At 69.8% G+C, this 19,243-nt stretch carries 19 protein-coding genes and 3 tRNA genes; 15 read left to right on the plus strand and 7 right to left on the minus strand.

What is annotated here, in order from left to right:
• The first annotated feature begins 31 nt into the window (after positions 1–31).
• From cysD to FCK90_RS09495, 6 genes are all read left to right on the plus strand, one after another.
• Positions 32–973, plus strand: coding sequence for a sulfate adenylyltransferase subunit CysD (cysD, locus tag FCK90_RS09470; protein ID WP_158034067.1), 942 nt, complete (start codon positions 32–34; stop codon positions 971–973).
• Entirely contained in the window at positions 973–2,394 is a 1,422-nt protein-coding gene (locus tag FCK90_RS09475; protein WP_158034068.1) for a sulfate adenylyltransferase subunit 1, read from the plus strand. The genes cysD and FCK90_RS09475 overlap by 1 nt, the downstream gene beginning before the upstream one ends.
• Positions 2,395–3,648 (plus strand): ABC transporter substrate-binding protein, encoded by a 1,254-nt coding sequence (locus FCK90_RS09480; protein ID WP_158034069.1) that lies wholly within the window; start codon positions 2,395–2,397, stop codon positions 3,646–3,648.
• Positions 3,645–4,472 (plus strand): ABC transporter ATP-binding protein, encoded by an 828-nt coding sequence (locus tag FCK90_RS09485; protein WP_158034070.1) that lies wholly within the window; start codon positions 3,645–3,647, stop codon positions 4,470–4,472. Before FCK90_RS09480 ends, FCK90_RS09485 begins: the two co-directional genes overlap by 4 nt.
• Positions 4,450–5,373, plus strand: coding sequence for an ABC transporter permease (locus FCK90_RS09490; protein WP_158034071.1), 924 nt, complete (start codon positions 4,450–4,452; stop codon positions 5,371–5,373). The genes FCK90_RS09485 and FCK90_RS09490 overlap by 23 nt, the downstream gene beginning before the upstream one ends.
• Positions 5,374–5,462: 89 nt before the next feature.
• A complete protein-coding gene (locus FCK90_RS09495; protein WP_246180119.1) occupies positions 5,463–6,866 on the plus strand; it encodes an FAD-dependent oxidoreductase in 1,404 nt (467 codons plus the stop codon).
• A gap of 51 nt (positions 6,867–6,917) precedes the next feature.
• Here the strand turns inward: FCK90_RS09495 and FCK90_RS09500 are convergent, their stop codons facing one another.
• The 3 genes from FCK90_RS09500 to FCK90_RS09510 form a co-directional block, all read right to left on the minus strand.
• Positions 6,918–7,991, minus strand: a complete 1,074-nt coding sequence (locus FCK90_RS09500) for a hypothetical protein (RefSeq protein WP_158034072.1) — start codon at positions 7,989–7,991, stop codon at positions 6,918–6,920.
• A 225-nt stretch (positions 7,992–8,216) separates the two neighbouring features.
• The gene (locus FCK90_RS09505) at positions 8,217–9,569 is read right to left on the minus strand and encodes a D-arabinono-1,4-lactone oxidase (protein WP_158034073.1); all 1,353 of its coding nucleotides are present in this window, start codon (positions 9,567–9,569) and stop codon (positions 8,217–8,219) included.
• Positions 9,570–9,691: 122 nt separating this feature from the next.
• Positions 9,692–10,042: a metallopeptidase family protein gene (locus FCK90_RS09510; protein ID WP_246180121.1), complete on the minus strand. Its 351-nt coding sequence runs from the start codon at positions 10,040–10,042 to the stop codon at positions 9,692–9,694.
• Positions 10,043–10,091: 49 nt separating this feature from the next.
• On the opposite strand from FCK90_RS09510, the gene FCK90_RS09515 reads away from it, so the two are divergent.
• From FCK90_RS09515 to FCK90_RS09525, 3 genes are all read left to right on the plus strand, one after another.
• A tRNA-Glu gene (locus FCK90_RS09515) sits at positions 10,092–10,164 on the plus strand.
• Positions 10,165–10,326: 162 nt separating this feature from the next.
• Positions 10,327–10,400 (plus strand) — tRNA-Asp (locus FCK90_RS09520).
• Positions 10,401–10,454: 54 nt separating this feature from the next.
• Positions 10,455–10,527 (plus strand) — tRNA-Phe (locus FCK90_RS09525).
• Between the two features lie 137 nt (positions 10,528–10,664).
• Here the strand turns inward: FCK90_RS09525 and FCK90_RS09530 are convergent.
• Positions 10,665–11,447, minus strand: coding sequence for a PH domain-containing protein (locus tag FCK90_RS09530; RefSeq protein ID WP_158034075.1), 783 nt, complete (start codon positions 11,445–11,447; stop codon positions 10,665–10,667).
• A 60-nt stretch (positions 11,448–11,507) separates the two neighbouring features.
• Between FCK90_RS09530 and FCK90_RS15395 the strand changes: the two genes are divergently transcribed.
• Positions 11,508–12,014, plus strand: a complete 507-nt coding sequence (locus FCK90_RS15395) for a hypothetical protein (RefSeq protein ID WP_181954270.1) — start codon at positions 11,508–11,510, stop codon at positions 12,012–12,014.
• A gap of 17 nt (positions 12,015–12,031) precedes the next feature.
• On the opposite strand, the gene FCK90_RS09540 is transcribed toward FCK90_RS15395, so the two are convergent.
• On the minus strand, positions 12,032–12,904 hold the full coding sequence (locus FCK90_RS09540) for a DUF8083 family protein (protein ID WP_158034076.1): 873 nt from the start codon (positions 12,902–12,904) through the stop codon (positions 12,032–12,034).
• Between the two features lie 7 nt (positions 12,905–12,911).
• A complete protein-coding gene (locus tag FCK90_RS09545) occupies positions 12,912–13,718 on the minus strand; it encodes an exodeoxyribonuclease III (protein WP_158034077.1) in 807 nt (268 codons plus the stop codon).
• Between the two features lie 467 nt (positions 13,719–14,185).
• Here FCK90_RS09545 and FCK90_RS09550 point away from each other — a divergent pair, with 467 nt between their 5' ends.
• The gene (locus FCK90_RS09550; RefSeq protein ID WP_181954271.1) at positions 14,186–15,376 is read left to right on the plus strand and encodes a putative glycoside hydrolase; all 1,191 of its coding nucleotides are present in this window, start codon (positions 14,186–14,188) and stop codon (positions 15,374–15,376) included.
• A gap of 27 nt (positions 15,377–15,403) precedes the next feature.
• Here FCK90_RS09550 and nadE read toward each other — a convergent pair whose 3' ends face one another.
• Entirely contained in the window at positions 15,404–16,225 is an 822-nt protein-coding gene (gene nadE, locus FCK90_RS09555) for an ammonia-dependent NAD(+) synthetase (RefSeq protein WP_158034079.1), read from the minus strand.
• Positions 16,226–16,411: 186 nt separating this feature from the next.
• Here nadE and FCK90_RS09560 point away from each other — a divergent pair, with 186 nt between their 5' ends.
• From FCK90_RS09560 to FCK90_RS09575, 4 genes are all read left to right on the plus strand, one after another.
• Positions 16,412–16,810 carry a TOBE domain-containing protein gene (locus FCK90_RS09560; protein WP_158034080.1) on the plus strand — a complete coding sequence of 133 codons (399 nt, stop codon included), beginning with the start codon at positions 16,412–16,414 and terminating at the stop codon, positions 16,808–16,810.
• Positions 16,807–17,643 carry a molybdate ABC transporter substrate-binding protein gene (modA, locus tag FCK90_RS09565; RefSeq protein ID WP_158034081.1) on the plus strand — a complete coding sequence of 279 codons (837 nt, stop codon included), beginning with the start codon at positions 16,807–16,809 and terminating at the stop codon, positions 17,641–17,643. Before FCK90_RS09560 ends, modA begins: the two co-directional genes overlap by 4 nt.
• A 101-nt stretch (positions 17,644–17,744) precedes the next feature.
• Positions 17,745–18,530: an ABC transporter permease gene (locus tag FCK90_RS09570; protein WP_246180137.1), complete on the plus strand. Its 786-nt coding sequence runs from the start codon at positions 17,745–17,747 to the stop codon at positions 18,528–18,530.
• A complete protein-coding gene (locus tag FCK90_RS09575) occupies positions 18,527–19,162 on the plus strand; it encodes an ATP-binding cassette domain-containing protein (RefSeq protein WP_158034082.1) in 636 nt (211 codons plus the stop codon). Before FCK90_RS09570 ends, FCK90_RS09575 begins: the two co-directional genes overlap by 4 nt.
• Positions 19,163–19,243: the final 81 nt, after the last annotated feature.

A 19,243-nucleotide genomic window follows, 5' to 3' on the forward strand; every position in this document is an offset into this window, starting at 1 on the left:
AACGGGCTCATCAGCCAGGAGAACATCATCCATGACGCAGACCCCCGACACCGCGGTGCGTGATCACGCCGCGGCCACCGGTGAACAATCAGCGCTCGACGCGCTGGAGTCCGAGTCCATCCACATCATCCGCGAGGTGGTGGCCGAGTTCGACCGCCCCGCGATGCTGTTCTCGGGCGGCAAGGACTCCGTGGTCATGCTGCACCTTGCGGCCAAGGCCTTCTGGCCCGCCGCCATCCCGTTCCCGGTGCTGCACGTGGACACGGGGCACAACTTCCCGGAGGTCCTGGACTTCCGCGACCGCACGGTCGAGCGCCTCGGACTGCGCCTGGTGGTCGCCTCGGTGCAGGACTACATCGACGACGGCCGGCTCACCGAACGCGCCGACGGCACCCGCAACCCGTTGCAGACCGTGCCGTTGCTCGACGCGATCATGGACAACAAGTTCGACGCCGTCTTCGGCGGAGGCCGCCGTGACGAGGACAAGGCCAGGGCCAAGGAGCGCATCCTGTCGCTGCGCGACGAGTTCGGCCAGTGGGACCCGCGCAACCAGCGTCCCGAGTTGTGGAACCTGTACAACGGCCGGCACACCGCGGGCCAGCACGTGCGCGCGTTCCCGATCTCGAACTGGACCGAGCTGGACATCTGGCGCTACATCGAGCGCGAGAAGATCGAGCTGCCGCCCATCTACTTCGCCCACGACCGTGAGGTCTTCCGCCGGGACGGCATGTGGATGGCCGTGACGCCCGTGTCCCGGCCCAAGGAGACCGAGCCGGTCGAGGTGCAGAAGGTCCGCTACCGTACCGTCGGCGACATGTCCTGCACCGGAGCCGTGGTCTCCGAGGCGGACTCGGTGGGCGACGTCGTCGCCGAGGTCGCGGTCTCCACGCTGACCGAGCGCGGCGCCACCCGCGCCGACGACCGCCTCTCGGAGGCCGCGATGGAGGACCGCAAGAAGGACGGGTACTTCTGATGGCCGCCCTCGACACCGCTACCGCAACCGACATCCACGAGAGGCTCGACCCTGTGACGGAAACCTCCACGATCGACCCCGGATCGCTCTTCCGCTTCGCCACGGCCGGCTCGGTCGACGACGGCAAGTCCACGCTGGTGGGCCGGCTTCTGCACGACGCCAAGGCGATTCTGGCCGATCAGCTCGAGGCCGTGGCCCGGACCTCGGCCGAGCGTGGATTCGGCGGCGGCTCCGGTCAGATCGACCTCGCGCTGCTGACCGACGGTCTGCGCGCCGAGCGGGAGCAGGGCATCACGATCGACGTCGCCTACCGCTACTTCGCGACCGACCGCCGCTCCTTCGTGCTGGCGGACTGCCCGGGGCACGTGCAGTACACCAAGAACACGGTCACGGGCGCCTCCACGGCCGATGCCGTGGTGCTGCTGGTCGACGCGCGGCACGGCGTGGTCGAGCAGACCCGCCGTCACCTGGCCGTCACGGCCCTGCTGCGCGTGCCGCACGTGATCGTGGCCGTGAACAAGATCGACCTGGTCGACTACTCGCGCGAACGCTACGACGAGATCGTGGAGGAGATCTCCGCCGTCGCCGGAACCCTCGGCGTCGAGCGGCTCAAGGTCGTCCCGGTCAGCGCGCTCGAGGGCGACAACGTCGTGAACGTCTCCGAGCGGACCCCGTGGTACACGGGCCCTGACTACGACGGCCGCCCCCTGCTGCGGATCCTCGAGGAGCTGCCGACCCTGGACGAGTCCGGCTCGGGCGAGGCGCGCGCCTTCCGCTTCCCCGTGCAGTGGGTGATCCGCCCGCAGGGCGGCGTGGCCCAGGGCGTGGACCCGGAGTCCACCCGGGACTACCGCGGATACGCCGGGCAGATCGCCTCGGGCACCGTGGCCGTGGGCGACGAGGTCGTCGTGCTGCCCTCGGGACGCACGACGACGGTGACCGGCATCGACGTCGCCGGGACCGCCTCCGAGCCCGGCGGGGCCTTCCCGGGGGAGCAGCTCCAGCAGGCCGCCGCGCCCCGCTCCGTGACCCTCCGCCTGGCCGATGAGCTCGACGTGGCTCGCGGCGAGCTCATCGCGGGTGCCACCCCGGCACCGCCGGAGCCCGTGCAGAGCTTCACGGCGCGCCTGGCCTGGCTGGGCGCCCAGCCGCTGCAGCCGCGTGTCCGCGTGCTGCTCAAGCACGGTACGGCCACGGTCCAGGCCATGGTGGTCTCTGTCGAGGGGCGGGTGGACCTGGAGACCATGGAGCTCTCGCCGGCCACCGCCCTGGAGCTCAACGACCTGGGCACCGTCACCCTGCGCACGGCCTCGCCGCTGCCGCTGGACGACTACGCGGACCTGCGCCGTACGGGTGCTTTCCTGCTGATCGACTCCCAGTCCGGCAACACGCTGGCGGCCGGTCTGGTAGGGGAAAGCTGAGTGGCGCCGGAGAACGAACGAGGGGCCGGAGAGCGTCCGCCGATCCGGACCGAGGTCCGCACGGCGGGTGTCGACAGGAAGCGGACGGGCCGCCGCCGTCTCGGCTGGCCGGCTGTGATCGCGGGGCTGGCGATCCTGTGCGTGGTCACGGTGACCGCCACCGTGCTGCGCGCCAACGGGACCCTGGACGCCCTGGAGCAGGCGGTCACGGAGACCTCGGACGCTGAGGAGATCACCCTGGGCTATTTCGGAAACCTGACGCACGGGCCGGCGCTGGCCGGCGTCGAGCGCGGGTTCTTCGAGGAGGCCCTGGGCGACACGGAGCTGTCCACGCAGGTATTCAACACCGGGCCCACCACGATCGAGGCGATGAACTCCGGTGAGGTGGACATCGCCTTCATGGGGCCGAACCCCGCGATCAACTCGTTCGTGCAGTCCGGCGGCCAGTCGGTGACGACGGTCGCCGGGGCGACCTCCGGTGGCGCGCAGTTCATCGTCTCCGACGACGTCGCAGGGGAGGACGACCTGGCCGGACGCACCTTCGCCACCCCGGACTTCGGCGGAACCCAGGACGTGGCCCTGCGCGTCTGGCTGCAGGACCGCGGCTACGAGGTCGACACGGGCTCCCCCGAGTCGGTGTCCATCACGCCCATGCCCTCGGGCCAGGCCTTCCAGACCTTCCGGCAGGGCTCCATCGACGGTTTCTGGGGGCCGCAGCCGTGGGTGACCCGCATGGCGCAGGAGGAGGGCGGCAACGTGCTGGTCGACGAACGCGATCTGTGGCCCGACGGCCGGTACCCCACCACGATCCTGGCGGTGCGCACCGAGTTCCTGCAGCAGCACCCGCAGACGGTGGAGAAGCTGCTCGGCGGTCTCGAGGACTCGGTCGACTACCTCGACACGGCCGAGACCTCCGAGGTGATCGAGACCTTGAACGACGGTATGGAGGCCGCCCGGACGGAGCCCCTGGAGCCGGAGACCATCGCGGCCTCCCTGGAGGCCATGGAATGGACGACCGATCCCATGGAATCGACCTATCCGACGCTGCTGGAGAACGGCGTGCAGGCCGGCACCACCCAGGACGCCTCCCTGGACGGGTTCGTGGACGACACCTATATCAACACCGTGCGGGAACAGCGCGGGCAGGAGCCCGTGGGCGGTGAGCTGGCCGCCGCCGTCGTTCCCTCGGGGGCGCAGGGCTCCGCGAGCGCCGGGGGTTCCCTCGGCTCCGGCGGACGGAGGCACGCCGCATGAGCACGACGACGAACGCCGCCCCGGCCGCGGCGTCCTCGCCCGCGCCCGAAGCCGTGATCCGCCTGGAGAACCTGGGCAAGACCTTCGTGGCCGGCGACGGCCCCGTGCTGCAGGGCCTCGACCTCTCGATCCAGCGGGGGCAGTTCGTGGCTCTCCTGGGCGCCTCGGGATCGGGCAAGACCACGCTGCTCAACGTCGTCGCGGGCCTGGAGGACCCCACGGAGGGCTCCGTGTCCGCGCCCGCGCAGGGTGCGGCGATGATGTTCCAGGACGCCGGGCTGTTCCCCTGGCTGACCGCGGGGAAGAACGTCGAACTGGCGCTCGAACTGGCGGGCATCCCCAAGGCGGACCGCGCCGATCGCGTCCAGGAGCTGCTCGAACTCGTCCGGCTGCCGCAGGTCGCCGACAAGCGCCCCCACGAGCTCTCGGGCGGCATGAGGCAGCGCGTGGGCCTGGCCCGGGCGCTGGCGCAGGAACGGGAGGTGCTGCTCATGGACGAGCCCTTCTCCGCCCTGGACGCCATCACCCGCGACCTCCTGCAGGACGAGGTGCTGCGCATCTGGGAGGTCACGGGCCGGACCATCGTGTTCATCACCCACAACGTCTCCGAGGCGGTGCATCTGGGACAGCGCGTCCTGCTGCTGTCCTCGCGCCCCGGGCGGATCGTGCAGGAATGGGACACGGGGCCCTGGAAGGATCCCGATTCCTACGGGTTCGAAGCCAGCGGCCAGTCCCGGGAGGAAACCCTGGACGAGCTGACCCGCACCATCACCCACCGGCTCAGGGAGGAGATCGGACGCCATGCCCGCTCATCGCGAACCTGAGCTCGACGGCTCGGTCTCCACCGCAGCCACGGACCGGGACGGTTCCGGCCGGGACAACGCCGCGGCACTCGCGGGCCTGGATGCCCTGCAGTCCCGCGGGGGACAGAGCCGAACTGCTGCGGAGATCTTCCGCACCCGGGTGGCCCCGCCGGTCGTCGCCCTGCTCGCCGCCGTGATGGTGTGGCAGCTGGTCGTCGCGATCGTCGACCCGCGCCCGGACATCATGCCGGGACCCCTGGAGGTCGGCCGTCAGATCGCCGCTTCCGTGGCGGACGGCACCCTGCCCGGCGCCCTGGCCACGTCGCTGTGGCGCGGGCTCAGCGGCTTCCTGGTGGCGGTCCTGGTGGCCACGCCGCTGGCGCTGCTGATCGCCCAGTGGGCCGGGCTGCGCAGCGCGGTCGGCCCCCTCATCACGGGGCTGCAGGTGCTGCCCTCGGTGGCCTGGGTTCCCGCGGCCATCGTCTGGTTCGGGCTCTCGGACGCCACCGTGTACTTCGTGGTGCTCATGGGCGCCATCCCGTCGATCGTCAACGGCATGCTCTCGGGCATCGACCAGATCCCGCCGCAGCTGCTCAAGGCCGGCCGGGTCCTCGGCGCCGACGGCTGGCGGCTGGCCGTCAAGGTGATCCTCCCCGCTGCCATGCCCGGTTACGTCGCCGGGCTCAAGCAGGGGTGGGCCTTCTCCTGGCGTTCGCTGATGGGCGCCGAGCTCATCGCGATCGGCGGATCCATCGGATTCGGCCTAGGCTCGTTGCTGGCGCAGGGCCGGACCGTGTCCGACATGGCGATCGTGCTCACCGCGGTGCTGAGCATCCTGCTCGTCGGAATCATCGTCGAGCTGCTGTTCTTCAATCCCTTGGAGAAGCGCCTTCTCCGCGGGCGGGGCCTCCTGGCCCGCTGAGAGACGCACCGGCGGCATCCGTCCGCCGTCGTCATCGAACCTTGCTGTACAACCGGGGCTCACGGGAGCGCCGAGAAGAGAGGAAACCAGTGGTAGAGACCATCCCGGGTAAGCGTCCATTGCGCGTGGCTGTGATCGGTGCCGGTCCGGCCGGGATCTACACCGCGGACATGCTGACCAAGTCGGATGCGGTGAAGAACGGCGAGATCGAGGTCGCCATCGATCTCTTCGACCGTTACCCCACCCCCTTCGGGCTGATCCGCTACGGCGTTGCCCCCGACCACCCCCGCATCAAGGGCATCGTGACCGCGCTGCGCTCGATCCTGAGCCGCGGCGACATCCGCTTCTTCGGCAACGTCGACTACGGCTCCGACCTCACCCTCGGTGACCTCAAGGAGTACTACGACGCGGTCGTGTTCTCCACCGGCGCCGTCGACGACGCCCCGCTGGAGGTCCCGGGCGTGGAGCTCGACGGCGTCTTCGGAGCCGCCAAGTTCGTGGCCTGGTACGACGGCCACCCCGACTACCCGCGCACGTGGCCGCTCGAGGCGGAGAAGGTGGCGGTGATCGGCAACGGCAACGTGGCGCTGGACGTGGCTCGCGTCCTGGCCAAGCACGCCGACGACATGCTGACCACGGAGATCCCCGGCAACGTCTACCAGGGCCTGAAGGCCAACCCGGTCACGGACGTGCACGTGTTCGGCCGCCGCGGCCCCGCGCAGATGAAGTTCACCCCGCTGGAGCTGCGCGAGCTGGCCAAGGTCCCGGATGTGGACCTCATCGTGCACGGCGAGGACATCTCGGAGGAGCACATCTCCGAGGCGGCCGCCGGGGATAACAACCAGACCAAGGTCATGCTCAAGACCCTGCGCAAGTGGCTCGAGGACGATTCGCCCAAGACCGCCTCCCGGCGCCTGCACCTGCACTTCTTCCAGCGTCCCGAGGAGGTCCTGGGCGAGGACGGCAAGGTGACCGCTCTGCGCACCGAACGGACCCGCCTCAACGAGGACGGTTCGGTCTCCCCGACCGGCGAGTACATCGACCACGAGGTCGGCGCGATCTACCACGCGATCGGCTACCTCGGCTCGCCCCTGGCCGAGATCCCGTTCGACCTCCAGCGCGGCGTGATCCTCAACGACGAAGGCCGGGTGCTGGACCCGAACGGCGTGGTGCACCCGGGCGTGTACGCGACCGGGTGGATCAAGCGCGGCCCGGTGGGCCTGATCGGCGCCACCAAGTCGGATGCCCTGGAGACCATCACCCACCTGCTCGAGGACGTCCCCACGCTCGAAGGCGCCGACCACCCGGAGCAGGGTGCGATCAAGCACGCCATGGAGGCCAAGGGGATCGAGTTCACCACCTGGGACGGCTGGCTGCAGCTGGACGAGTACGAGCAGCACCTGGGCGCCTCCTCCCACGACGCCGAGGGCAACCCCCGCGAGCGCGTCAAGGTGGTCGAGCGCGACGAGATGGTGCGCGTCTCGCGGGCGTGATCACCGGCCGGCCATCCCGGCCGAGTCGTGACTTGAGCCGGTAGTTCCGGCTCAGTGGTGAGTTGGGCCGCCCATCGGTTTCGATGGGCGGCCCAAGTCGCATCTGACTGGTGGTATGGTTCGCCGCGCCGCGTGGGCACGCATGCCATGACGATTCAGCAACGACGGCGGGCCTCCGCGACCAGGTCCAGCAGTCCGGGCGGTCCGCCGCGCCACGGAGCGGAGATCCCGGTCCGTGGCGCGGACCTCCTGCCAGCCGGCAGCTGCCGTCGCCCGGGCCCGTTCGATGTCCCGGACCCGCTGCTCCGCCGAGTCATGGTGCGGGCCCTCGAGCTGGAGGCTCAGCCGGTGGACGGTGTCGGCGAGGTCGGGCCACACGGGCCGGAAGCCGGGTGCGCGGAGTTCGAGGTCGGTGACCCAGTCGCCGTCGTCGTGCTCGGCGAGGAGCAGGCGGGCGCGGGTCTCCATGGCCGAGTCGACGCCTGCGGCTGCGCGGGTGAGGGCCCGGCGGACCCTCGCCACGCCACGGTGCCCTTTCCAGCGAACCAGGCCGGCTTCCAGAGCGGCCCGTGACCGCAGGGGGACCAGCCCGGCCCTCGGCCCGTATCCGTGCTCGCAGATCACGCCGTCGATCAGGCCCACCAGCTGGTCGTCGGAGAGCAGAGGCCTGCCGTGGTGCTGCATGGCCGCGATGTCGACTAGTGTGCGCGCCGGGCCGGTGAGCAGGACGGCGTGGGCGCACAGGATGTCGTCCGCGGGCAGACGGCTCAGATGCCCCGCGATCCGGTCCCCGGTGGGGCGGTGGCGACCGCTGATCCGGGTCAGGTGGATCGGACGGCTCATGCGCAGCGGACCCGGCAGACGAAGCGCCAGCAGCACCCCGGCCGTCACGTGGCTGGCCACGGTGTCGGGCTTCGTGTGCTGGATGGCGTAGAGGTCCTCCAGGATCCGGGCCGCAGGATCTCCGGGTTCGGGCCTATCCGTGCGGGCCCAGACGCCGCGGGTCACCAGCTCGTAGGCGGGATTCTCGAGCTGATGCCGGGTGAGCCCGAGTGCGATGGCCTCGGCGCGGGTGAAGCTGCGGACCGGGATCTGGCTCGGCGGGCGATGAGGGGGAGTGGGCATGCCCCCAGCGCATCAGGCCGTCGGGCCTGAGCCGAGGACGCGATCGGCTCTGGGGGTAACCGCTCCTGGGGGCGGGTGAGCGTCTCAGTCTGTGGAGCCGTCCGTCCGGGGCGGAGGAACCAGGCCCGGACGTCGTCATCCTTCTCCCCCGCCGAGTAGTGAGTTGAGCCGCCCATCGAGGATGATGGGCGGCTCAACTCGCTACTCGGCGGGAAAGGGGAGGGCTCAGACCCCCAAGAGGCGCCGCGTGGGCTCCGACAGCAGCACGCCGTCCGGGTCCAGGTGCTCGCGGATGCGCAGGAAGTCGTCCCAGTGCTTGTACTTCTCTGCCAGCTCGGCGGCTTCGAGAGTGTGCCGCCCACCCCAGTGGGGGCGGGCGCCGTGAGCCAGGAACACGGTCTGCAACTCGTCGAAGAGTTCCGGTGTCCACGTACGCCAGAACTGACGGACCGAGATCCATCCCGTGTAGCGCCCCTGCGCCGGGGACAGCCAGGCCTCCTCGGGTGCTGCACACCGTACGGTCACGGGCAGGCCCAGATAGGAGCCGCGTTTCTCGAGGGTCTTCTGGACATCCCGGAAGGCCTCGGTCAGATCCTCGAGGGGCACCGCCCACTCCGTCTGGACGTACTTGACCGGCCGGGCGGAGGAGAAGACCTTGTAGGACAGGTCCGTGAAGGCCCGGGAACTCACGGCCAGGGTGTCCAGGCGGTTCAGGCCGGGGATCGCCTTGGGCGCCCAGCTGGCCAGCCGGTTCAGGCCCAGCGGCAGCCCGCGCCGCAGGACCGTGTCGTCCATCCGCCGGACCGTCTGCGCGACCTTTGAGCCGGGCTTGGCCCACTCGTCGGGCAGGCGATGCAGGCGGGTCATGATGTGGGAGTGGGTCGAGCCCGTCACGGGGTTCCAGAAGAACTCGAAGTGATCGGCCGAGGCCATCCGCTCGCCCACGGCATCGACCAGCTGGTCCACCGGTTCCTTGAACTCGGCCGAGTGCAGACGATAGGTGGGCTCGCACTGGAAGGTCACGCTCGCCACCACGCCGATCACCCCCAGGCCGGCGCGGGCGGCCTGGAAGACCTCGCGGTTCTTGGCCGGTGAGCACTCCAGGACTTCGCCCGAGGCGGTGACCAGGGTCAGCGCGCACACCTGACCGGACATCGACGGGTAGCCCGTCCCCGTTCCATGGGTGGCCGTGGACACGGCCCCCCCCACCGTCTGATGCAGGATGTCGGGAAGGTTGGAGAAGGCCAGCCCCTCGCCTTCGAGGATCCTGGCCGCCCGGATCAGGGTGGTCCCGGCCAGGAAGCGGGCTTGATTGGTCGTGCGGTTGATCTCCAGCAGACCGGTGAGTTCGGTGAGGTCAAGGCGCACGTCACGGGGCGCGGCCAGTTCGCTGAAGCTGTGCCCGGAACCCGCCGGTCTCAGCCCGGCGCCGGATTCCCGGACGGCGACGACGGCCTCCACCAGCTCCTCGAGCGAGCGCGGCTGCACCGTACGGACCTCGTCGATCTGGTGAGTGCGATCCCACGTCCTCCAGGTCCCCGCGTTCACCTCTGAAGGCAAGCCGAGTGGCTGGTTCATCGTTGAGCCTCCCCTCCCTACGGCGGCCGCCACCGATGGCGACGCACCCAACCATCATTGCACCAAGAACATGTGAGTTTCCTTATTCTGGCGGGGGCGGAGGTGAAAACCGGTGCGGCTCCTCACCCCCACCCCAGGCCATGGAGCCGGGACTCGGGGATTCCGAAGAAGTGCGCGATCTCGTGCACCACGGTGACCGTGATCTCGTGGACCAGTTCCTCGCGCGTGGAGCACATCCGTTGCAGGGGTCCCTGGAAGATGTGGATGGTGTCCGGCAGGGAGCCCGCCCAAGAGGAGTCCCGCTCGGTCAGCGGCACGCCCTCGTAGAGTCCGAGCACACCGGGGGAATGGTCAGGGGGTTCGGAGCCGATCAGGATCACCACGTTCTCCATCGCCCGGAAGAGCTCGTCCGGGATCAGATCGATGGCGTCGTCGACCGCGGTCTCGAAGTCCTTGCGCGAAAACTGAATCACACTCTTATTGTGAATGCTGGTACAGTGAGCGATCGTCCGCGAGGACAAGGCCCCCATCGTCTAGCGGCCTAGGACACCGCCCTTTCACGGCGGCGGCACGGGTTCGAATCCCGTTGGGGGTACTCCATCGGCGATCACCACGTTGCCGATGCGAGCGAGAATGCGCGCCCATCCGGTGCGGGTACTCGTTCGATTTGCCTCCGGGGGTGGTGCTGATGCTAGTATCTCTCCTCGTTGGAAAACGGTGAAGGCCACGGAAAGCCGTGGATTTCGCCACCACACCAGGCCCTGTAGCGCAGTTGGTTAGCGCGCCGCCCTGTCACGGCGGAGGTCGCGGGTTCAAGTCCCGTCAGGGTCGCAAAGACGGCGTCAGCGAGAGCTGAGCGCCGTCTTGGCATCCTCAAGGATGCCCGGCTCTGTAGCTCAGTTGGTAGAGCGTACGACTGAAAATCGTAAGGTCACCGGATCGACGCCGGTCGGAGCCACAAGGGTGATCATTACAATCACCCCAGAAACCCTCGCGTAGCTTCTACATCGCGGGGGTTTTGCCTTTCCCCCGCCAGGTCCTCTCCGCTTGTCGCAGCACTGCGACGACGCTCTGCGCCGGACCTCTCTGCCGGGGCTACGCCTCGCCCACCAGCCGGTTGACCTCCGCCACGAACGTCCGACCGGCCGGTCCGGCCGCCCCGTGCCGTTCGATGCGGCGCCCGCCGGTCAGGTGCACCACGATCGTGATCGTGTCAGCCGAGGCCGGGGAGGTCGTCTCAGCGCCGAGCACTTCGGGCATCGGCGCCTCGTCCTCGAAGCGCCATCCCATCATGCCGGGGGCGGCGACCAGCACGCTCCGTTCCGTCACGACGAGCGCGCACCGGCTCGTACCGCGAGCCGCTGCGCACATCACGGAGGCGGTGATGTTCTCCGGTGCCTCTACCGGCAGCGAGGCCCTGTACCCGGCCGGCGAGGAGCCGTCGAGCGTCTCGGGGCCGGGCAGCACCGGTTCGGGAGGTGCGCCGCCGCTGATCAGATGGCGCAGCAGCGCGACGACGAGCTCGGCCTGCGGCCGGTCGTCGCTGACGATCTCGAAGGTCGGCTCGGAACGTGTATGGACCTGCAAGGACCCGGAGAGCGTGGTCGGGAGGTACTCGGCCTCGACGATCTCCGGGATCGCCGCCTGCCCGAGGACCCGCCAGCCGCGGAAGAGCTTGCGTCGTGCCACCAGGACGCGGCGGTCGGTCACCAGCAGGAAGGGGTTCGCATCGGATCGGGTATCCCCGACGAGCACCTCGTGCACGATCTCGTCGGCCGCCAGCAGCTTCTCCGGCAGGTCGACGGTCTGAGTGTCATAGGGCTTCGTGATGCGCGAGGTCGCTGCGAGGAAGGTCTGCTGGGATCGTGTCCAGGCCATGGCTCGCACTGTACCCGCCTATGGGGCGTGGACAGCGGCTTTCTCTCGTACCCTGGAGCCGTGAAGGGATCCGTTCGCGGGAAAGCAGGCAGCAGGCGCCGCTCAGGGGTGATGATCGGCGCGGCCCTCGTGTCGGCCGTCGTCGTCAGCGGATGCGAGGCCGACTACCCGGTCCAGGAGCATTCTCCGGAGCCGGAGACGACCGTCTCCGAGCCCGCTCCCGTTGCGGCACCAGGTGACGTCGACGAGTGCTTCGCCGTGGCAGACGCTTATCTCTCCGTGACCCTGCTCGGGCTGGAGGCCGAACCGGACGGTGACGACGAGGCTCTCGGACCCCGGACCCTGGGGGAGGCCGCAGACTCCATCGACGACGCCTTGGCCTCGCTGCCCGAGGACGTGCGGAGTGCCTTCCGGGATGCCGCCGAGGAACTGCGCAGCGACGGGGACGGCCTGAGCCCTCAGGAGCTGATGGACGTGCGCGATGTCCTCGAGCCCGTCCCCACGTGGCTCAACGACCACTGCTCCACCCTTCCCGTCGAAGAGGTCGATTCCATGAAGGTGGACTGACCGAGGCGGAGTGACGGTCAGCTGGCGTGCTCCAGATGGGCCAGGGGCATCCACCGCATCATGAGCCGCCGGAGGGCCACCCCGGCGCTGTCGAGATCGCCGTCGTCGATCAGATGGATGGCATCGTCGAAGTCCAGCGGGCTGCCGTCGGGCTGGATCGAGTCCGCGATGGAGCCGTAGTCCAGGCAGATGAGGGAGGCGGCGGAGAAGGTCGCCGACCACTTGGCCAGGCGGCCGAGGTCCTCCGCGAGCTCCTGGAGGTCGTCGTGTTCCAGCTCGCCCAGCACCTTCGCGCTCCACGCCGCCCGGCGGGCGGCCACGTCCGCGGGAACGGCCAGGCGGTGGGTGATCTCACCGTCGTGATCGGCCGGAGCGCGGTCCTCGTCCTTGAAGAGGGCGAACCAGCTGATCGGCACGCTCCAGTCGGATTCCCGGGCGTAGACGGGAAGGAAGTGCTCGGGCTCTGCGGACCGCCCGCGGTCGCGGATCTCGTCGTCCTGCAGGAGCAGGGTGATCAGGGGGTTGGCGCTCTTCTGCTCGGCGGTCGAGACCAGCTGCATGGTGCGCCGCAGGCGCTGCGGTGCGTGGTACACCGGGAAGTCCGGCGTATCGCTCAAGAGTTCTCGACGAGCCAGGGGCGCGGTCGAGAAGGGGAGCCGCCACAGCGGGTCCTGCGTGGGCGGCAGGGCGCCCCGTTCCTGGGCGGCCAGGCGCGTGAGCTCTTCCGCCAGCTGGGTGCCCCCGCCGGTCTCCGGGGAGACGGCGCGCGGGACGAGCGGGGCGTAGATCTCGTCCAGGTCGGCTTCGGCCACGTAGACGCGCAGGCTGAAGCGTTGCGGCACGCCCGTGGCGCCCCGCCAGGCGGTTCCGGCGTTGAGCAGCGGTGCCATGACCTTCTCAGGACCCGACGTCGATGATCACGGGGGCGTGGTCGGAGGCGCCCTTGCCCTTGCGCTCCTCCCGGTCGATGGAGGCGTCCACGACCTTCGCCGCGAGCGCCGGGGAGCACAGCTGGAAGTCGATGCGCATCCCCTCCTTCTTGGGGAACCGCAGCTGGGTGTAGTCCCAGTAGGTGTACACGCCGGGCCCCGGGCGGTACTGCCGCACCACGTCCACGAATCCCGTCTCCAGGAACGCGTTGAAGGCGGCGCGCTCGGGGGCGGACACGTGCGTCATCTGGTTGTCGATGAAGAACTGCATGTCCCAGACGTCCTCGTCGCGAGGGGCGACGTTCCAGTCACCGGCCAGGACGATCTCGGCCTCCGGGTCCTCCGCCAGCCACTGCCCGGCATGCCGGTTGAGGGTCTCGAGCCATGACAGCTTGTACGGCATGTGCGGGTCCTCCAGCCCCCGGCCGTTGGGCACGTACAGGGACCACACGCGGACCCCGTTGCAGGTGGCCCCGATGGCGCGGGCCTCCTGGACGGGCTCCTGATCGCCCTTGCCGAACACGGGCTGGTCCGGGAAGGTGCGTTCGACGTCATCGAGGCCGACCCGGGAGGCGATGGCCACCCCGTTCCACTGGCTCAGCCCGAAGTGGGCCACTTCGTAGCCGGAGAACTCGAAGACCTCCCACGGGAAGTTGTCGTCCCTCGCCTTGGTCTCCTGGATCGCCAGAACATCGACGTCCGACCGGTTCAGCCAGGCCTCCACCCGGTCGGCTCGTGCGCGAATCGAATTGACGTTCCAGGTGGCGATCTTCATGCGCTCCACCCTAGGCCAGATGCCCGGGCCTTGAGTTCGGGCGCCCTCGGGAGGCGAGGGTCTCCACGACCTCGGTCACCGAGGCTTGTAACTTTTGTCACCGAGCGAAATCTTGGCCGATGAGCACCGGATCCGCGGAGGTGGTCCGGCGCTTCCCAGCGGCGGTTGCTGACATGGGAAAACATGCGAAATCTAGGGCTTTGAGTGTGTAATCACGGACCTTTTGGCGTCCGCGGGCGGTGCCCAGGAGCATGTCGACACTCTTTCGGGGACGCCGATCGCGTTGTGCCGGGCCGTCGTCGTTCAGTACCAATGTCTTAGACGCGTCTGGGAGAGCACTGCGCGCTGCGCCACTGGGGGGTGGGGCAGGCAGGGACGCGTCCGATCCACGAAGCCGGCGAGCGAGCACCATCCTCGGTCGCCCGGCCACGCATTTCAGGTGCATCCGCAGCACCACAGGGGGGAATATGTCCGCAGTCAACGGGCACGGGGGAGGCGGAAGAACCGCACGGGGAGCCGATTCGATCGGCCCTGCCCCCATGGCCTGGGTCAGGTACAGCCCAGGGGGGACGGCGGCGATCACGGACACGGAAGTGGAGACGTGGGCGCCGCGCTGCCGGGTCGCCATCTTCGATGCCTGGGAGTCCGCTGCCGCCGAGCGGCTCAAGCTCATCTCCCCGGCGGTGACCGTGCTCTGCCGTAAGGACCTGGCCACCGTGGATGAGGCCGAGCCCGGGCCGGTGTACTCGTCCGGTGTCTCCCCGGAGCAGGTGCGGCGCAACGAGTCCTGGTTCGCCGTCGACCGGGCCGGTGACCGCGTCGGCTGGGGCGATCCACCCGGCCGGTGGCAGATGCGGGCCTGGGACCCTGCCTACCGGGATGCCTGGGTCTCCGCCGTGACCGCGGAGCTGGAGGGCTCGCCGTTCGACGGCGTTCTGACCGTCGGCGACATCGAGGAGACCCCGCGGCTGGACCTCCCGCTGCCGGACCTCGGGTCGACCACCCAGCAGCGCGAGGCCAACGACGACCTCATCGCCGAAGCGGGCGGGGCTCTCCGGGACATCGGCAAGATCCTGGTCGCCTCCGTGGGCGACGCCCGCCGCTCGCCACGGCGATGGGCCAAGCTGTCGGCGTGGGGCGGTGTGCTCGAGCCGGCATGGCTGAGCACGGTGGGCGGGCGCATCCTCGACCCCGGCACGGCCCGACAGCAGACGGAGCGGCTCAGCCTGGCCGGCCCGGACGCCGTTCCCGCCGACCCGCTGGTGGTGGTGCGCACCCCGGTCCAGGCCGATGCACCCGATGCTGACGACCTCACGGGAGCGGGGGAGAGCATGGTGCGCTACGGCCTGGCCGCCTATTGGGTGTTCGGCGGGGGACGCGGCGTGTACGGGGCGAGTTCGCCGGACGGCAGCCGCAGCCATTGGATACCGGAGATGGCCTGGGATCTGGGCGAGCCCATCCAGGAGCCGGAATGCGTGGTGAACCTCTGGACGCGCACCTTCACCAAGGGCCGCGCCGTGGTCAACCTGGCGAGCGACGGACGGCGGCGGCGTCACGTCACCCTGCCGAGCGGCTACGTGCTGCCCGACGGGAGCGAGCCGCCCACGCAGATGGTGCTGGGGGCCCACGAGGGGCTGGTCCTGCGCAGGGACTTCTGACCCCGGCCGCTGCCCCTCAGCGTCCCCTCAGCGCCACCAGGTGTCGAGGATGCTGACCGGGGTGGTCCGCTTGTGCCGGGTGGACAGCCAGCGGGCCTCGATCTGCCCCGCGATGGCGTCGTCGACGTCCTTGCCCTCGAGGTAGTCGTCGATGTCGTCGTAGGTGATGCCGAGTTCGGTCTCGTCCGTCTGCCCCGGGGCGCCGTCGAGCAGATCTGCGGTGGGCACCTTGTTCCACACGGATTCGGGTCCGCCCAGATGCTTGACGAGCGAACGGATCTGGCGCTTGTCGAAGCCGAAGTTCGGCAGGATGTCCGCCCCGCCGTCGCCGAACTTGGTGAAGAAGCCCGTCACGGACTCCGCGCCGTGGTCGGTGCCGACCACGAGGAGGCGCCGTTCGCCGGCCAGGGCGTACTGCGCGACCATTCGGGCCCGGGCCTTGACGTTGCCCTTGTTGTAGTCGGTGATCGCTCGGCCGGTGGACTCCTCGAAGGCCTCGACCATGCCGTCCACGGCCGGTCCGACGTTGAAGTCGACCACCTCGTCCGCCTGGATGAACTGCAGGGCGATCTGGGCGTCGTCCTCGTCGTGCTGGACGTTGTAGGGCAGGCGTACGGCCACGAAGACCGCACCGTACTCCTCCTCGCGCAGCCGTTCCGCCGCGAGCTGGCACAGCCTGCCCGCCAGAGATGAGTCGACTCCGCCGGAGATGCCCAGGACGAATCCTCCGGCTCCCGTGGCCTTGGCGTAGTCGCACAGGAACTGGACGTGCTCCTCGATCGCACCGGCGGGATCGATGGTGGGCGCGACGCCCATTTCCTCGACGATGACCTTCTGCAGTTCGCGCATGCGGCCATGGTAGCCAGGGTGTGTTTCACCGTGGTGTCGGTGATCTCCGGAGTGCGGAAGCGCGCGAGAGCACTCGACATCGGGAGAATCCCGGGCGCTGGGCACCTGCGTTCGCATATCTGATTTGACGCCGTATACCAGGGCAACAAGTTAATCTCCGCCCGTATCTGCGGGTATGGTGCGCTCATGGCCACCTTCTCCGTGACTGACGCGGCCCACTTCCTGGGAGTCAGCGACGACACCGTCCGCCGCTGGATCGCCGCGGGCAGGCTGACCGGCTCCAAGACTCCCTCCGGCCACACGGTCGTGGACGGTCTCGAGCTGGCCCAGCTGGTCAGGGAGCAGGCCGTCTCACCCGCCGACCCGACGCATGTCTCCAGCTCCGCCCGCAACCGCTTCGTGGGGCTGGTCACCGCGGTGACCTCGGACACGGTGATGTCGCAGGTCGAGCTGCAGTGCGGGCCGCACCGGGTGGTGTCGCTCATGAGCACGGAGGCCGTGCGGGATCTCGGCCTCGAGCCGGGGGCGGTGGCCACCGCAGTCATCAAGTCCACGAACGTCATGGTGGAGGTACCGGGCGCATGAACATCTTCCGTCGCAGTCCAGATCGTCGCAGTCCAGATCGCGGGCCGGGCCCGGGCGGGTTCACCCGGAAGACGACGACAGCCTTGGCGGGCGGGGTGATGCTGAGCCTGGCCCTGGCCGGCTGCGGCTCCGGGGGCGGTGACGACGCCACCGAGGAGGAGCAGACCCTCTCCGTGTTCGCCGCGGCCTCCCTGACCGACTCGTTCGAAGACCTGGCAGGCGAGTTCGAGGAGCAGCACCCCGGCGTCGACGTCGAGCTGAACTTCGCCGGATCGTCCACGCTGGTGACCCAGCTGCAGGACGGCGCTCCGGCCGACGTGTTCGCCTCCGCCGACGAGGCCAACATGGACAAGGCCGTGGACGCCGGACTGGTGAATGGGGAGCCCAGCATCTTCGCGACCAACCTGCTGACCATCGCGGTGCCCGCGGGCAACCCGGCGGGGATCACCTCGTTCGAGGACCTGGCGGGGGAGGGCGTCAACGTCGTGGTGTGCGAGCAGCGCGTGCCCTGCGGTGCCGCGACGGAGCGGATCGAGGAGATCACGGGCACCACCCTGAGCCCGGTCAGCGAGGAGAGCGCGGTGACCGACGTGATGGGCAAGGTGACCTCCGGCCAGGCCGATGCGGGAGTGGTCTACAAGACGGACGTCACCGCCGCCGGCGATGCCGTGGAGGAGGTCGAGATCGCCCAGACCGAGGAGGCGATCAACCGGTACCCGATCGCCGCGCTCGAATCGTCCGCCGACGCCGACCTGGCCCGTGAGTTCATCGACTTCATCCAGGGCTCGCGTGGCCAGGAACGGCTGGCCGAGGAGGGCTTCGGAGCTCCGTGACGGCAGCGTCATCGTCGGAAGCACGAGCTCCCGCGGGCGACGACGGGACGTCGCGGTCCGGCGGACCCTCCGGGCGGGGCCGCCGCAGGCCCCGGTCCTACCTGTCGCTGCCATGGTGGGTCACGATTCCGGCCGTTGCGGGCGCCCTGTTCGTCGTCCTGCCCGTGCTGGGAATGCTCCTGCGGGTCGATCTGAGCAGCTTCTGGGGCCTGATCACCTCCGAGTCCTCGCTGGCCGCCCTGTGGCTCAGCCTGCGGACGGCGGCCACCAGCACGGTGCTGTGCGTGCTGCTCGGGACACCGCTCGCACTGGTGCTGGCCCGCTCCAGCTTTCCCGGCCAGCGGTTCCTGCGGTCCCTGATCCTGCTGCCCCTGGTGCTCCCCCCGGTCGTGGGCGGTATAGCCCTCCTGCACGTCTACGGGCGGGCCGGTCTGCTGGGGCAGCATCTCGAAGTCATGGGTCTCTCGATCGCCTTCACCACCACCGCCGTCGTGATCGCCCAGACCTTCGTCTCCCTGCCCTTCCTGGTGGTGGGGCTGGAGGGCGCCCTGCGCAGCGCGGGCACCCAGTACGAGGGGCTCGCCGCCACGCTGGGGGCGGGGCCCGGGACCGTGCTGCGGCGTATTACCCTGCCCCTCGTGCTGCCGGGCCTGGCCTCCGGAGCCGTGCTCGCCTTCGCCCGGAGCCTGGGCGAGTTCGGGGCCACCCTGACCTTCGCGGGCTCGCTGCAGGGAGTCACCCGCACGCTGCCGCTGGAGATCTACCTCCAGCGGGAGACGGATCCCGACGCCGCGGTGGCGTTGTCCCTGGTGCTTGTGGCCGTGGCGATCGCCGTCGTGGGGCTGTCGGCACCGAGAGCACGTGCCGCGGCCAGGGGCGTGCGATGAGCCTGACGTTCCGCGCGCGCATCCCGGAGCGCGAGGTCGAGGCCGAGTTCGAGCTCGGCCAGGGGCGCACGCTCGGCATCACCGGTCCCAACGGGGCCGGGAAGTCCACCATTCTGGGGGTGCTGGCGGGTCTTCTGATCCCCGCCTCCGGCCGCGGCACGGTCGGGGGGCGCGTGCTCTTCGACCTCGACGACGCCGGCCGCGGTACCTGGGTGCCCCCGCATCGCCGGGGCGTGACGCTCATGGCCCAGCGTCCCCTGCTGTTCCCCCACCTGACGGTGCTGGAGAACGTCGCGTTCGCCCCACGATCACGGGGGCTGGGACGCAGCGCAGCACGGGACAAGGCCATGCAGTGGCTCGAGGACCTGTCCGCCACGCGTTTCGCCGACCGGCGCCCCGAGGCTCTCTCCGGAGGGCAGGCGCAACGCGTGGCCCTGGCGCGTGCGCTCGCCGCCGAACCGGAGGTCCTCCTGCTCGATGAGCCCCTCGCCCCCGTGGACGCCGGCGGCAAGACCGAGCTGCGCGAGCTGCTGGTCCGGGTGCTCGCGGGGAGGACGGCGGTGGTGGTCAGCCACGACCCTCAGGATGTCGGGGAGCTGGCCCAGGAGGTTCTTGAGCTCGGCGGACGATGACAGCCGCCCGCCCCGACGGTGGCACGCAGCGGCGAGCCTCACTAGGGTGTGCCGTGGGGCACATCAGCGGTCGCGCGGCGA

Origin of the sequence: Kocuria coralli (assembly GCF_008831305.1) — a bacterium.
GTDB classification, from domain to species: Bacteria; Actinomycetota; Actinomycetes; order Actinomycetales; family Micrococcaceae; genus Kocuria; species Kocuria coralli.